The organism is Staphylococcus sp. FSL H8-0121 (assembly GCF_038008425.1).
Lineage (GTDB): Bacteria > Bacillota > Bacilli > Staphylococcales > Staphylococcaceae > Staphylococcus > Staphylococcus pasteuri.
This window is the reverse complement of sequence record NZ_JBBOZB010000002.1, coordinates 924,443-940,506: the sequence shown is the minus strand read 5'-3', so window position 1 is coordinate 940,506 and position 16,064 is coordinate 924,443. Positions and strand designations below refer to the sequence as shown.

General features: G+C 33.2%; 13 protein-coding genes. 5 read left to right on the top strand and 8 right to left on the bottom strand.

Translation table 11 applies throughout. The features are described from left to right. Nucleotides 1–15 precede the first annotated feature (15 nt). Nucleotides 16–216, top strand: a complete 201-nt coding sequence (locus LFT63_RS09885; protein ID WP_002461971.1) for a cold-shock protein — start codon at nt 16–18, stop codon at nt 214–216. Nucleotides 217–363: 147 nt separating this feature from the next. After that, on the top strand, nt 364–723 hold the full coding sequence (locus LFT63_RS09880) for a DUF1304 domain-containing protein (RefSeq protein WP_029056568.1): 360 nt from the start codon (nt 364–366) through the stop codon (nt 721–723). A gap of 99 nt (nt 724–822) precedes the next feature. On the opposite strand, the gene LFT63_RS09875 is transcribed toward LFT63_RS09880, so the two are convergent. The 5 genes from LFT63_RS09875 to LFT63_RS09855 all read right to left on the bottom strand — a co-directional run bounded on the left by LFT63_RS09875 (nt 823) and on the right by LFT63_RS09855 (nt 10,747). Further along, nucleotides 823–5,541: an Ig-like domain-containing protein gene (locus LFT63_RS09875; RefSeq protein ID WP_340768966.1), complete on the bottom strand. Its 4,719-nt coding sequence runs from the start codon at nt 5,539–5,541 to the stop codon at nt 823–825. A 62-nt stretch (nt 5,542–5,603) separates the two neighbouring features. Beyond that, nucleotides 5,604–6,638, bottom strand: coding sequence for a YSIRK-type signal peptide-containing protein (locus LFT63_RS09870; protein ID WP_340768964.1), 1,035 nt, complete (start codon nt 6,636–6,638; stop codon nt 5,604–5,606). A 736-nt stretch (nt 6,639–7,374) separates the two neighbouring features. After that, nucleotides 7,375–8,442, bottom strand: coding sequence for a Leu/Phe/Val dehydrogenase (locus tag LFT63_RS09865; protein ID WP_017637023.1), 1,068 nt, complete (start codon nt 8,440–8,442; stop codon nt 7,375–7,377). Between the two features lie 258 nt (nt 8,443–8,700). Continuing rightward, nucleotides 8,701–9,846, bottom strand: a complete 1,146-nt coding sequence (locus LFT63_RS09860; RefSeq protein WP_017637022.1) for a bifunctional cystathionine gamma-lyase/homocysteine desulfhydrase — start codon at nt 9,844–9,846, stop codon at nt 8,701–8,703. Next, nucleotides 9,839–10,747: a PLP-dependent cysteine synthase family protein gene (locus tag LFT63_RS09855; RefSeq protein WP_017637021.1), complete on the bottom strand. Its 909-nt coding sequence runs from the start codon at nt 10,745–10,747 to the stop codon at nt 9,839–9,841. The genes LFT63_RS09860 and LFT63_RS09855 overlap by 8 nt, the downstream gene beginning before the upstream one ends. Nucleotides 10,748–11,041: 294 nt before the next feature. On the opposite strand from LFT63_RS09855, the gene LFT63_RS09850 reads away from it, so the two are divergent. From LFT63_RS09850 to LFT63_RS09840, 3 genes are all read left to right on the top strand, one after another. Beyond that, nucleotides 11,042–11,578, top strand: a complete 537-nt coding sequence (locus LFT63_RS09850; RefSeq protein ID WP_029056570.1) for a pentapeptide repeat-containing protein — start codon at nt 11,042–11,044, stop codon at nt 11,576–11,578. A 144-nt stretch (nt 11,579–11,722) separates the two neighbouring features. After that, complete coding sequence (hchA, locus tag LFT63_RS09845; protein WP_340768962.1) at nt 11,723–12,601, top strand: glyoxalase III HchA; 879 nt, start codon at nt 11,723–11,725, stop codon at nt 12,599–12,601. 206 nt (nt 12,602–12,807) lie between these two features. Further along, complete coding sequence (locus LFT63_RS09840; protein ID WP_029056572.1) at nt 12,808–13,428, top strand: LysE/ArgO family amino acid transporter; 621 nt, start codon at nt 12,808–12,810, stop codon at nt 13,426–13,428. Between the two features lie 71 nt (nt 13,429–13,499). Here the strand turns inward: LFT63_RS09840 and LFT63_RS09835 are convergent, their stop codons facing one another. The 3 genes from LFT63_RS09835 to LFT63_RS09825 form a co-directional block, all read right to left on the bottom strand. Next, nucleotides 13,500–14,828: a sodium-dependent transporter gene (locus tag LFT63_RS09835; protein WP_029056573.1), complete on the bottom strand. Its 1,329-nt coding sequence runs from the start codon at nt 14,826–14,828 to the stop codon at nt 13,500–13,502. Nucleotides 14,829–15,044: 216 nt separating this feature from the next. After that, nucleotides 15,045–15,287: a hypothetical protein gene (locus LFT63_RS09830; RefSeq protein WP_017637016.1), complete on the bottom strand. Its 243-nt coding sequence runs from the start codon at nt 15,285–15,287 to the stop codon at nt 15,045–15,047. Nucleotides 15,288–15,314: 27 nt separating this feature from the next. Beyond that, the gene (locus LFT63_RS09825) at nt 15,315–16,046 is read right to left on the bottom strand and encodes an alpha/beta hydrolase (protein WP_026083469.1); all 732 of its coding nucleotides are present in this window, start codon (nt 16,044–16,046) and stop codon (nt 15,315–15,317) included. Nucleotides 16,047–16,064: the final 18 nt, after the last annotated feature.

The following is a 16,064-nucleotide window of genomic DNA, read 5'->3' as shown; positions in this document are numbered from 1 at the left end:
ATGGAGGTATTCGATATGAATAACGGTACAGTTAAATGGTTTAATGCAGAAAAAGGTTTTGGTTTCATCGAAAGAGAAGATGGAAATGATGTATTCGTACATTTCTCAGCAATCGCTGAAGATGGATACAAATCATTAGAAGAAGGACAAAAAGTTGAATTCGACATCGTTGAAGGCGATCGTGGAGAACAAGCAGCTAATGTCGTAAAAATGTAATAACATTTTCAAAGCAACCGTAATGGTTGCTTTTTTTATGCTTAAATTTAATAAAATACTAGTCAGTCTTCTTATACATCTATTATTAGAAAATATATCTTTTACATTTTTGTTATAACTATTAATACATAAAGGAATGATTTAACTTTGAGTTTACTCTCAATTATTTTGATACTACTTGTAGCAATTGAGTTTATCTTTATTATGATACTTCAAACATTTATGACAAGCTCTAAAAAAACTAGTCAAACTTTTAAAATGAGTCAATCTGCATTAGAAGATAACAATTTAAATACATTAATGAAAAACCAAGGTATTTATAATGGACTTCTCGGTCTTTTCGTAATTTATGCGACATTTTTTAGTAATCATCCTAGAGAACTCATTATATGTATTCTTGTATATATGATTATAGTTGCAATCTATGGTAGTTTAACAAGTCAAAAGTCTATCATTATTAAACAAGGTCTATTACCAATTCTAGCTCTCTTATCATTAATTTTTTAATTATTTCCGTTAAATCGAAACTCGATTCAACGGTTTTTTTATAATAAAAGGCCCATTCCAAAAATGGAATGAGCCTTGTGATATCAATATTTCATTTTATTATTTATTTTCTTCTTCGTCTTCATCTTCTCTACGACGTTTGAAGAATAAGAATAGTGCACCTAGTCCGGCTAATAATGTACCGAACAACGTTCCTTTATTAACTACATCTTGTCCTGTTTCAGGTAGTTCACTCTGACCTTTACCTTGATCTTTATCTTTGTTTGTTGATGATTTCGTTGATTTTTCTACTTGTTGTCCATTCATATCTACTACTTTACTACCATTATTTTGGTTAGAATTAGTTACTTCGCTGTTGTTATCTGTTTGTGCTTGTTCTTCAGTATCTCGTTGAACTGAATTATGGGTTGCTTTATTGCTTCCATATGCACGAGTTGATGATGTTGATTTACTATCATTTGACGGTGCTGTTGGTTGAGTTGTATCTTTTGTTTCTTTCGGTTCAGCCGGCTGACTAGGATTTGTTGAATCATCAGAATCTGTCGGTTGTTTTGTATGATTTGGATTTGTTGGGTCGACTGGTTTTGTTGGCTCTGTTGGTTGATTTGGGTCGACTGGTTTACTGTTATCAATAACTGTTCCATCAGTAGATGGTGAGATATTACCGTCTGCATCCGTTGCTGTTACTCCGATATGATCTCCACCTTTTAGTTCTTCACCAGTAGGAATATTTATCACATAATTACCATCTGCATCTGTTGTTGCACTCGCTGTTGTTCCGTCTGGGAACGTCACTGTTACTGTTGAGTTTGGCTCTGCTTTACCTGTAATTTGTGTATCATCACTCGTCACTGGATTGATTGTTGGTGCATCTGGTGCTGTTGTGTCTGTTACAACTGTTGTTGCTGGGTCAGACTCGTTACCATCTTTATCTGTTGAAGTAACTGGTAACGTTTCTCCGCCTTTTAAGTCTTCATTAGATGGAATGTCAATCACATAATTACCGTCGGCATCTGCAGTTCCAGTTGCTGTCGTTCCATCTGGGAATGTCACTGTTACTGTTGAGCCTGGTTCGGCTTTTCCTGTGATTTGTGTGTCATCACTTGTCACTGGATTCACTGATGGTACTGTCGGTGCTGTTGTATCTGTAACTGTAGTAGTCGCTTTATCAGATGTGTTGCCTGCTTTATCTGTTGAAGTAACTGGTAGAGTTTCTCCACCTTTTAAGTCCTCACTAGATGGAATATTGATGACATAGTTTCCGTCTGCATCTGTTGTAGCACTTGCAGTTTTACCGTCTGGAAACGTTACAGTAACTGTTGAATTTGGTTCTGCTTTACCTGTGATTTGTGTATCGTCACTTGTTACTGGATTGACAGTTGGTGCTGTTGGCGCTGTTGTATCTGCCACAGTTGTTGTTGATGGTTCTGATTTATTTCCATCTTTATCTGTCGCTGTAACTGGTAATGTTTCCCCGCCTTTTAAGTCCTCACTAGATGGAATATTGATGACATAGTTTCCGTCTGCATCTGTTATTGCAGTTGCTGTTGTTCCATCTGGGAATGTCACAGTTACCGTTGAACCTGGTTCTGCTTTACCAGTGATTTCTGTATCATCACTTGTCACTGAATTCACTGTTGGTACTGTCGGTGCTGTTGTGTCAGCTACAGTTGTCGTTGCTGGGTCTGATTTGTTACCGTCTTTATCCGTTGCAGTAACTGGTAACGTTTCTCCACCTTTTAAGTCTTCATTTGAAGGGATATCAATCACGTAATTACCATCTTCATCTGCAATACCTGTCGCTGTTGTGCCATCTGGGAACGTTACTGTCACTGTTGAACCTGGCTCTGCTTTACCTGTAATTTGTGTATCGTCACTTGTTACTGGATTGACAGTCGGTGTCGTTGGAGCAGTTGTATCTGTCACTACTGTTGTTGCTGGCTCAGACTCATTGCCATCTTTATCCGTTGCAGTAACTGGTAATGTTTCTCCACCTTTTAAATCTTCGTTGGCTGGAATATCAATCACGTAATTACCTTCCGCATCTGTTGTACCTGTCGCTGTTGTGCCGTCTGGGAACGTTACTGTTACTGTTGAATTTGGTTCTGCTGTTCCTGTAATCGTTGTATCTTCACTTGTTACAGAGTTCACTGTTGGCACTTCTGGCGCTGTTGTATCAAGTACAGTCGTTCCACCTTCTGTTGAAACATTACCTGCTGCATCAGTTGCTGTTACGCTTAATTCTTCATTTCCTATGAGATCCTCAGAAGCTGGTATGTCCATAGTATAATTTCCTGAAGCATCTGCTATAGCTGTAGACGTTGTTCCATCTGGGTATGTTACTGTCACTGTTGAATTTGGTTCTGCTGTTCCTGTAATTTGTGTATCTTCACTTGTTACAGTATTGATTGTAGGTTCATCCGGTGCCGTTACATCAACAACTGTTGTATTAGCGTTAGTAGATTTATTACCTGCTTTATCTGTTGAAGTAACGTTTAATGTTTCTCCACCTTTTAAATCTATATTAGTTGGAATTGCAACTCTATAACTACCATTTGATGTCGCAATTGCTTCCACTTTTGTTCCATTTGGGAACGTGATTGTTACTGTTGAGTTTGGTTCTGCTGTTCCTGTAATTGTTTTATCTTCACTTGTTACTCTATTAACAGTAGGTTGATTTGGTGCTGTCGCATCTGTGACTGTAATATTTGAATCCACAGATTTATTACCTGCTGCATCTTTAGCAGAAGCTTTAATTGTTTCTCCACCAGTGAAATCTTCATTTGATGGAATATTAACAGTGTAATTACCTGACGCATCAGCAGTAGTAACTTGTGTTGTTCCATCTGGGAATGTCAATGTTACTGTTGAGTTTGGTTCCGCTTTACCTGTAATCGTTGTATCTTCACTTGTTACAGGATTAATAACCGGCGCGTCTGGTGCAGTTGCATCTGTTACAGTTACTGTTGGTGATACTGCACTTGTTTTTCCATTTTTACTAGCAGTAGATGTTAACTGAGTACCTGCTGTTAATGGTTTAGATAATGTTAATGTACCTGTCGTACTATTAGCCCCTAATGTAACTGTGCCTATCACATTATTATTGTTATCTTTAACTGTAATTGTTGAACCAGCCGTACCATGAACACCAATAGTCGTATCATTATCGTCTACAGGATCCACTAAAGGCGCAGGAACAATTGTATTATCTATAATATTAAATGTATTTGTTTCATCGTTATCATAGTTAGATGCATCAATAGCTATTGTGTACTGACCTGCTGCTGATTTAGGGATAGTAACTGAGAAAGTTCCATCGCTATTCACAGTAGATGTACCAATAACTTGTCCTGCTGAATTAATTACTTTAGCAGTTTGAGTACCTGCATTTGCTTTTAAAGTGACTGATCCACTTACTTTTGTATCATTAATTGTAATATCGGCTGCAGTTGGTTTACCTACTAATGGTGAAGTTTTATATGTCTTAACCTCATCTCCATCATTTTTAGAGTCATCATCTGTATCTGCATCATTTGGATCTGTTAATGATACTTCTCTTTCATATCTATCTAAAAGACCATCTTGATCATAGTCTTGTAATTCTAAAGAAGATGTTCCTAGCGTATTATTAATAAGTTGGCCAGCATTATCAGTAAGATAGCCAGCAAATGTAAAGTCTTCAACTTGATCAGCTGTAGAAGTAATTAAATTGCCATTTGCGTCATATTGTGCATCTTTAGTTAGAATGTTATTAGCACTTTGATTTAATTTAACAACAATTCTCATACCCACTGTTTCAGGTAATCCATTATTAAATTCAATTAAATTATTTAAATCACTAGCAGTAATCGTACCATTACCATTCGCATCTATAGACAAATCGGCCACTTTATTAGAAGCTTTATAAGTTTTGTCAAATCCTTTTAAACCATCATAGTCATATCTATCTAATTCAACACTTTGGATGAATGGAATTAAGTCTTTATCGATTTGATAGTTATAACTCCATTGTTTGTTTGAAGCACCACCATAACCGAATGTGCCATTTTTAACGATTTGTTGGTCAACAATAATCGCTCCGTTATCTCCAACTTTTGTATCTAAAATAGCTGTACCACTACTTGCTTTAAAATCCTTTGAATTAGCTGTAGATGTATTATTATTTAACTTAACTAAATCATCATCAGCTGATGTAAGGAAATAACCACTACTTTCTGATGAACGTACGATTGTGTTTGCGGAAGAATCTCTAACATAAATTTGATAATTAAGTTTATTATTACTTAAATCTCCTGCTTCATTAAGAATATTTTCAACAGTATCATCTAATTCAATTTGACCACCAGCTGCTGTTTTAGATGCTAAAATTTCCGCACCAGGGAATAAACCACCACTTGCACGAATATAGTTGACTTCCCAAATATTAGACGGTGTGCCATCATCATTTTTTAATCTCGTAAATGTGACTTTAGTGTTATTTCCAGCTTGGTTTACCGTTATATTAGTAACATGTTCTGCAATTTTAGAGTCTAGATTTAAATCAATTTTATATCTAGAACCTGAGTTAGAACCAGACATATACGCATGAATATTAAATGGAATTGATGTACTATTTTTAACTGCGTCAGAATCTAAAGCTTCAGGATCAAATACTAGTGACGCAAATGTATAGTTATCAGAATAATTTAATGATTTTTGCGCTTTTTCGTCACCACTAACAGCGGCAGCAAGCATTCTAGGTGTAGCCATTGCGCGCATAAATGTTCTAGTTCTAGGCTGAGTAGCTAATGTTTCTGTGCTCTTTTGTTTGTCTACCATTTCTTTTAAAGCAGCTTGTAATACAACTTGATTGATTTCTTCATCAGTTGCTTTGTTAAAGTCTACATCTGTATTTTTAATATTTCTTTTGCTTCAGTTGTTGAAACTTGATTATTTAAAAATGATTGCACTGCTTTTTCTTTATTTTTAGATTTTGCCAATTGTTTTGTTAATTCAGTAGTTTCTTTTGCTGTTGTTTTAGTTGTTTTAGTAGACTTACTAGAATTTTTAGATGTTGTTTCTTTTTTGCTTGATTCAGTTTTTTTAGTTGATGTTTTATCAGTAGCCTTTTTAGATGTTGCTTTTTCTTCTTTTGCTTTTTTAGCATCTTGTTTAGATGTTGAATCTTTAGTTGCTTTAGTTGTTTTTTCTTCTGTTTTAGATGTTGTTTTATTGGAAGTTGTTTTGTCTACATTTTTAGTTGATGTTTTATCTGCAGTATTATTCTTTTCTGAAGAGGTTTTGTCTGAAGTCGTTTTATCTGAAGTTTGATTTTCTTTAGAAGTAGAATTAGTTTCACTATCTTGTTTATTTATAGATTCATCGTCTTTATTTGACTCTACTTGTTTGTCATCTGTAGATGTTGTTTTGTTCTCAGAAGTTGCTGACTCTGTTGTAGATTCATCTTTTGTTGTCGATGCTTTTTTGTTTGAGTTATCAATTGTGTTTTGTTCAATACTTGAGGATTCTTGTGCTGATGTTTTATCTGAAGAAACGTTGTTTGAATTCGCTTGTTCGGTACTTTGCTTATCGCCAGTATTATTTGTTGTTTTCTCCTCTACATCTTTATTAGTTGTAGTAGTTTGTTGGTCACTATTAGCATTGTCTGTTTGAGTAGCTGTTTTGTCTGTGGCACTCGTTTCTGTACTATTTGTTTCATTACTATTAGTGAGTTCTGTTATATCAACAGGTTCACTTTTATCTTTGTTGCCATCGCTATTTTGAGAAGATGCATTATCTAATTCATCTGCTCTAGCTACATTTCCTGCTCCAAATACTAATGTTGCACCTATTAATAGTGATGCTGTTCCTGCTGTGAATTTTCTAATTGCATATTTATTTAGTTTGTGTGGTAAAAAGCCTTGTTTGTTCTTCATTTATGAATCACCTCATATATTTTGCACAATTTTAATATTGTATATACATATAATACTTAATTGATTTACTTTTTACAAATGTTACAAAACTATATATCTGTACAATTTTTATCCAAATTTATATTTATCATTTTTTAGTAATAATATGAATAAATATATAAAATGGATTTGACAAAACTATTTTGTACGCAATTAAGTTTGTCGAAATTTCAATTAATACAGATATACATTTTATGTTTTATTTTTTATATGCTTTCTCTATTCAATAATAAAATTGTACTTTGATAACTTTCCTTTATCCGGATATATGATTTATAAACCCGAATAACCAAAATCATTTTCGATTATTCAAATTTGTTAAAGTAATTTTTCAAAATAGCAGTTATTACTTCAAGTTGAGTATCATATCTCATCAATTTCATTACACAATTAAAAAGGGAGTTAGACAGAAATAATATTTTCCTAAAATTTATTTCGTAGTCTAACCCCGGCAATGTTGACTAGAATTTAAAATAAAGTATCACTACTATTTTTAAATAGTTTAGTGATACTTACACATTAGCTTTAGCTAAGGTGTTCCACTAAGGATTACATGAGTTAGCACTCATGCATAAGTAATTCTAATTTCTAAAGAAAAAGAATTACTTTATCAGTCAACTACTGCCAATATAAAATTGTAGCCTGAGACATTTATTTATCCCAGGCTACAACAATTCTATATTTTATTTCATCATTTTTATTTTCTAATATCATGAATACGTGACATTTGATTCATACGTGTTTCAGCAAAATGTTGTGAAGCTTCTAATGGTGTCTTATTTTGAGATTTAGCTATATCGAATATATGTTTAACAATCTTATCGATACCTTCAATACTTTCTGTCGCACGCGCTTCATTGTAACCATTTAATTCGTCAGCTGTATTGATTACACCACCACTATTAACAATATAGTCTGGTGCATATAATATACCTTTTTCTTCTAACATTTTACTATGTTTATTTTCATCTTTTAATTGGTTATTCGCTGAACCACATACGGCTTTAACTTTTAATTGAGGAATAGTATCATCATTTAAAATACCCCCAAGTGCACATGGTGCGAAAATATCCGCTTCTACTGAAAAGATGTCATCTGGTTCGACAAATTGTGCATTAAATTCATCAACTGCTCGTTGTGCGTTATTTTTATTGATATCAGTCACAATTAACTTAACTCCGTCTTCATGTAATAAGCGACAAAGTTCATATGATACGTGACCTACACCTTGGACGGCTACTGTTTTACCTTCGAGTGATTCACCATTAAATTGTTCCATAGCCGTACGTTTCATTGCTATATAAATACCATAAGCAGTCATTGGACTAGGATTACCTGCTGATCCAAATGATTGACTAGTACCACAAACATATGGTGTTTCTTTATAAATCAAATTCATTTCATGTTCAGATGTACCAACATCTTCTGCTGTATAGTAACGACCATTTAATGTATTAACATAGCGACCTAATGCTCTATAAAATGCTTCTTCATCTTCTTTATTAGGTGAACCCATCACTACTGTCTTACCTCCACCAAGGTCTAAGCCAGCAGCTGCATTTTTATATGTCATACCACGTGCTAAATTCATAGCATCTTCTATTGCTTCTTCTTCAGAATTATAATCATTTCTAACGCGGCAACCGCCTAATGCTGGTCCAAGTGTCGTATCATGAATACAAATAATTGCCTTTAAGCCTGTTGCTTTATCTTGGCAAAAAACCATTTGTTCATAGTCTTCTTGTTCCATAGTTTCGAAAATCATTAAAAATACTCCTCTCTATAATTCAATGTACATTATTCGCATACCCTGACAAAATAGGAATAATCTTAATTTAAAACACGAACAATATTAGCCAAATTGAGAATTATATGAAAATTTGTTTACACTGAATTTTCTATTAAAAATAAAAAACTGACGACAAAATTTGATTCTTTGTCGTCAGTTTATACTAATCTTAATCTATTAATGTTGTGCATTATTAAATGAAAGAAAGATACGCTTATATATGACTAATTAGATTTAATTTAATGTGTTAAGTGCTTGTTTTAAGTCATTGACTAAATCATCTGTATCTTCAATACCTATTGATAAACGAATTAAGCCGTCAGTAATACCTTCTTTAGCTCGCACATCTGATGGGATAGACGCATGTGTCATTAAAGCAGGTACTGAGATTAAGCTTTCAACTGCACCTAAACTTTCAGCTAAAGTGAAATATTGTGTTGCGTGAATCACTTTTTTAGCTGCTTCAGTATCTTTCACTTCAAAAGCGATTACACCTGTATGACCGTCTGCTTGCGCTGCATGTATATCATAATTTAGGTGACTTTTCACACTTGGATGGAATACTTTTTGTACACTGTCATGAGATTGAAGCATATCAATAACCGCTTCAACATTACGATTAATTTGTTCCATACGTAAGCCAAGTGTTTTGATTCCTCTTACTAATAAATAACTATCTTGTGGTCCAAGAACGCCACCTGTTGAATTAGAAATAAAACCAATACGTTCTCCTAATTCATCGTCAGCAGTTACTACTAATCCAGCTACTACATCACTGTGTCCGCCAATGTATTTAGTAGCAGAATGTAAAACAATATCAATACCAAAGTCTAATGGATTTTGATAATAAGGTGTCATAAATGTATTATCTACAACAGAAATCAAATTGTGTTTTTTAGCAATTTCTACAGTACCTTTAATATCTGTTACACGTAATAATGGGTTAGAAGGTGTTTCAATATATAACATTTTAGTTTCAGGTTTAATATATTTTTCAACTTCATCAATATTTGTAGTATCAACAAAATCAACATCTAAACCGAATCTTGTAAATACTTTAGTTAATGCACGATATGTGCCACCGTATACATCAGAATTTAATATAAGGTGATCGCCTTTATCTAATAACATGATAACTGCACTAATTGCAGCCATACCTGACCCAAATGCGAAACCATGTTTACCATGTTCTAAATCTGCAATGACACTTTCTAATGATGCACGCGTTGGATTGGCTGTACGAGAATATTCATAACCTTGACGTAAATCTCCAATATCATCTTGTAAGTAAGTACTTGTTTGATATATAGGTGTTGTTACAGCACCTGTATATTCGTCTGTAGTATGTCCGCCATGAATCATTTGTGTTTTTTTATTCATTATCATCCATCTCCTTATAATTAAATATTTGTTTTGACATATATCGATCACTACCATCAGGGAATATGGTTACGATTACCCCTTTGTCTAATTGTTGTTTTAATTCAAGTGCACCTTGTAATGCTGCACCAGATGAACTACCTACAAGTAATCCTTCATTTTTAGCAATATTTTTTACGTTTTCAAAAGCATGTTTATCACTAATTGTAAAAATACCGTCTACTAAAGTTTTCTCTAAAAATCCAGGCCACTTCTCTGAACCAATACCCTCTGTGTCATGAGCATGACTTGGTCCACCATTTAATATCGAGCCTTCTGGTTCGACAATATAGCTTTTAACACCTAAAGGTTGTAAATGTCTTGCTACACCTGTAAATGTACCACCAGATCCAGCACCAGCTACGAAATAGTCAATATGATTCAGTTCATCTGTAAGTTCTTTCCCCAAGGTGTGTGTATAGGCATCAGGGTTATGTTTAGTTTCAAACTGATTCATATAAATGGATTGTGTGTCAGTAGCGTATTGTTTGGCAACTTGTTGTGCTCCAATCATACCTTCATCTTTAGCTGTTCTTTTTACATCAGCACCTAAAGCACGCATAATTGAAATTTTCTCTTCAGAAAAGCCTTCAGGTGCAAATATGACACATTTTAAATCGTAGCGATTAGCTGCTATTGCTAATCCTATACCTGTATTTCCAGCCGTAGCTTCCACTATAGTATCACCACGTTGAAGACGCCCTTCTTCTATTGCTTGTTCAACAAGATACTTTCCTAGCCTATCTTTGACACTGCCTCCAGGATTAAATTGCTCAAGTTTAGCATAAATTTTAACGTTTTCATCACTATAACTTTCTAATAAAACAAGTGGTGTTTGTCCAATCAAATCGTATGCAATCATGTTATATATATACATCTCCTATGTATTTTAAGGAAAACTATACAATGCCTTTTCCCATATTCCAATAATTCTTATTTAACAGGTATGAATTATAAATGATTTTAGAATATTTTGCAATTTCACTGTTTATAATAAATCATATTTTTATATTTCTATTTTCAAACTCAATCAAATGTGCCAGAAGCCATCTCATGTTATGATGAATAACGTATATTAATTCTATAAATTTATATTTATTTTTCCTGTATAAGAAAAGACATATCATTTAATGCTAGTAAAGGAGTTTGTAATTATATGGCAAATAAAGACTTATCGTTATCTGTATTCACTCAAGAAAACTATAAAAATGTAAATCATAATTCAACTAATTTTAGAAATTCTATGTACGATGAATTAGAAGTTAATAAAAGTCGTTTTAAAAATTGTAATTTTAATGAAGGTATATTTAAAAATATTAATGCTGTCTCAAACAGTAAATTTATAAATAGTAGTTTGAATGACTGCATATTCGAACAAGTTAATTTTTACAAAAACCAATTTAAAAACATTAACGCAGAAAATACGACGTTTGATGAAACAACGATTAATAATACAGTCTTTCAAGACGTTGTATTTGATGGCAATACGTTTAGTGAAGTTAAAATCACTGATACTACATTTAAAAATGTCACTTTTAAAAAAACAGAAATTAACCAATCTGTATTTGAAAATATAAAATTAAAACACTGCTTCTTTGATCATGTGACATTTAAAAATACTAAATTACCTCAAAATATTGCAGAAGAACTTCAAAAACAAAATGTAATTTTTGAAAATGTACAATACATCTAATTCAAAGTGTACACTTAGACCTTATAATGCTGTCTTAGTGTACATTTTTTATATTAAAAGAGAGACATGTAGCTATTGGTATATGTTTATGAGGTATCTTACAAGGTAATAAACATTACAAACCTACGAAAGAAGGAATTGAATATGACTCAAGACACAAGTGAATTAAGTAAAGTGCCAACGCTTGATAAAGCGGAGGATAATGCATTTTTCCCTTCTCCTTATTCATTAAGTCAATATACAGCACCTAAAACAGACTTTGATGGTGTCAAACATAAAAATGCTTATACTGGAGGTAAATGGAAAGTATTAATGATTGCCGCAGAAGAGCGATATGTATTGTTAGAAAACGGCAAAATGTTCTCCACAGGTAATCACCCAGTAGAAATGTTATTACCATTGCATCATTTAATGGAAGCAGGTTTTGATGTCGATGTAGCTACATTAACGGGTTATCCTGTAAAATTAGAACATTGGGCTATGCCTGAAGAAGACGAGGCTGTTCAAGCGACTTACAATAAATTAAAAGAAAAACTAAAACAACCAAAAGTGTTATCAGACGTAATTAAAAATGAACTCGGTCCTGATTCAGATTATATTTCCCTATTTATACCTGGTGGACATGCGGCTGTAGTTGGCATTTCCGAAAGTGAAGATGTACAACAAACGTTAGATTGGGCATTAGATTATGATAAGTTTATTATCACATTATGTCATGGTCCTGCTGCATTATTATCTGCTGGTTTAAATAGAGAATCATCACCATTTGAAGGTTATTCAGTTTGTGTGTTCCCTGATGCGCTTGATGACGGCGCTAATATCGACATTGGTTACTTACCGGGTAAACTTAAATGGTTAGTTGCAGACTTATTAAGCAAACAAGGACTTAATATTGTAAATAAAGAAATGAGTGGCCAAACACACCAAGACCGTAAGTTATTAACTGGCGATAGTCCATTAGCTTCAAATAATCTTGGTTTACTTGCAGCAGATACATTAGTCGAGGCCACAAAAGAGTCATAATCGAATTTGTTAATCTCAATTTTAAAATATATGTTTCATAGCCTAAAGCATCTAAAATACTACTGCTTTGGGCTTTTTTATGAGAACAATCCCTAATAAAATATTTAATATTGAAAAGTATATATGTCTTCCGTATAATATTTTTTAAATATTCAGATATTTAAACTTTTTAAGATAACTATTCTAGCTCATAAAAAAGGGGTGCTATTATGCAACCTATGATTCACGGATTCTTACTTGCTTTAGGTCTTATCTTGCCATTAGGTGCTCAAAACGTATTTGTATTTAACCAGGGAGCTAATCAAAAGAAATTAACCAAAGCATTACCAGTCATTATTACAGCAGGTTTATGTGATACGACTTTAATAGTATTAGCTATATTAGGTGTTTCACTCGTTTTAATGTCACTACCTATTTTACAATTAGTAATTTATATTATTGGCCTAGCCTTCTTATTATATATGGCTTGGTCATTGTGGAATGAAAAGCCAAATAATTTAGAACATATGGAACCTATGAGCGCTAAGAAACAAATCGGATTTGCACTCTCTGTTTCACTACTTAACCCTCACGCGATTATGGATACAATCGGCGTCATTGGTGCTAGCGCTTCTATGTATCAAGGTAATGAAAAGTTATTATTCGCAGTGGCTACTATTTCAGTCTCTTGGATTTGGTTTATTTTTTTAGCAGTCCTTGGAAAAATGTTAGGATCTGTTGATAAAACTGGTAAATACATCATTATTTTAAATAAAATCTCGAGTATTATCGTTCTCATTGTCAGTTTACTTATCATCAAAAATATTTGGCATATTTTGGTTAGATAACATAAAAAGGCTTATCGAAATTCGTAGTTTCGATAAGCCTTTATTGCTATATTTTTATCTAAAATCTAGTTTTAAAATAACTGAACTATAAATACTAAAATAATTACGATTGGCATGACAAATTTAATTAAATAATACCAAGGTAAAAATAGTTTGAATTTGTCTCTACCAAAGTTTTCTCTTAATAAATTTTTATCTAATAATTGGCCTACAACAAGTGTAGTACCTAGCGCTCCTAATGGCATTAGAATATTAGATACAATAAAATCCATGTTATCGAATATAGTGCCAGCGCCAAATTTAATTCCACTTAAACTACCGAACGATAAAGTGGCTGGGATACTAATAATAAATACGAGTATACTTGCGATAAGTGCAACAGGTCGACGTTTAGTATTATCATTTTTTGTAAAATTAGAAACGTTTAACTCTAATAATGAAATAGATGATGTTAATGCTGCAAATAAAAATAAAATTAAAAAGATAAGATAAAAGACGATACCGAAATGCATTTTATCGAATACTAAAGGTAGCACTTTAAATAATAAACCGGGCCCTTCTTGCGGCTGGTATCCGAATGTTTTTAACGCTGGAAAAATAGCTAATCCCGCTAAGACTGAAACTAAAATATTCATCAATACAATTGAAATAGCCGATGATTTGATTGTCATAGCTTTCGGAGCATAACTTGCGTAAGTAATCATCCCAGTCGTTCCCAATGATAATGTAAAGAAGGATTGTCCAAGAGCAAATAAGATGCCTTCCATAGATATATCTTTAATTCGGGGTTGCAATAAATAACGTACGCCTTCCATAGAACCGTCTAAAGTTAACGATTTTCCAACAACTATTATTAGAAAGATAAATAATAACGGCATCATGATTTTGGAAGCTTTTTCTAAGCCTTTTTCGACACCGAGCATGACTATAATCATTGTTAAGAAAATAAAAATGCCCTGTCCTGTCACTGTTAACCATGGATTACTAATAATCGCTTCAAATTGAATTTGACCAAGATCAGATGTATTCGACGTAACTATTTGCCAAATGACATTAGCCATATAGATTATAATCCATCCGCCAATAACACTATAGAAACCGAATAAGATAAATACTGCTAAGTTACCATTCCACCCTATAATATTTAACCATTTTTTGCCTGTAAGTTTACTATATATTTGTGTGGTATAGGTTCTTCCCATTTTCCCAACTGTAAATTCCATAACTAATAATGGTAGTCCTACAAATATGGTGAAGATTAAAAACATTAATAAAAATGCGCCGCCACCGTAAATGCCTGCCATATAAGGAAATTTCCACATTGCTCCTAGACCTATTGCAGAACCAGCACTTGCCAATATAAAACCAGTTGATGTCTTCCATTCTGATTGTTTGCTCATATCCGATCACTTCCTTTAGTGCGTTAAAGCGTTTATGTATTTAAGTAACACTTTACCATTTATAGCATTTATGTGCAATATCCATCTAAATTGTCAGAATAATAAAAAAATAGCCTTGCTCACCTTTTTCAATTTGTTTTTAAATATAAACTGAAAATGAATGAGTTATGGCTATTTTCCTTATAACATTATTTTAAATTTTTAGCTTTTCATATTTTAACTGCTATAAGTGATTGACTGTCCATCATGTACTTCTTCAATCTCTAAACTTTCAATGTGATCAACATTGATATAATGGATGCTATTTCCCTTTTCTAAATATAAATATGGCAACTCATCAAATTCATCTAAAATTCGTCTCACACATTTATCTTTATCTATGCCATTTTCAAATGTCTTAAATTCTGTATATGTTTTACCCGAAGTCGTTATATATGTTAATAAAAAAGTCCTTTTCATCTATGAACACGCCCTTTTATAAAGATATTATTGCTCAGTGAAGAACTTAACAATATCTTGCTCCAATTCGTCTCTACCCTCACCATGCGTCATCAAGTGTTGATTGCGTGGGAATTCTTGTATCGTTTTATGTTCACTACTGATTTGGTTGAAAATATAGTGGGCACTGTCTTCATAAGCCGCTTCATCCTGACCACCATATACTATTCTTGCAGTTGCAGTAATTTCATTCAAATGTGACATAATATCATTAATAACCTCTTGGAATGTTTTTATATCATTTTGATAGTCCTCTATTTGCGCTAATTCATGAGTGCTTTCACTTTCTGATAATCTCATTATGTCATTCATACGTTTCCCATATTTTTCCAAACGCCAAGAGATACCTGCTTTCGTCTTTTCGCTTGGTGCAGACATGACTACAATACGGTTTAACTCAACGTTTTCAGCTAAACGTAATGTGAATAAACCACCTAATGAGACGCCAGCAGCATTAATTTTCTCAAATCCTTCACTTTTTAAAAATTGATACGCTTCTTGCACGCAATGCCACCAATCTTCAACATTGTACGCTACAAACTGAGTCACTGGTAGTCCGTGACCAGGATAATTAGGTACATAACAAGTAAATCCTTGTTCATTCAATGTTGTCGCAAGGTGTTTTACATCTTTAACAGTACCTGTAAATGAATGTAATAATAATATTGCTTGATTGTTTGTACCTTTTAAATAAAGTGGACTTGGTGATTTAATATTCATCATGTCGTACTCTCCTAA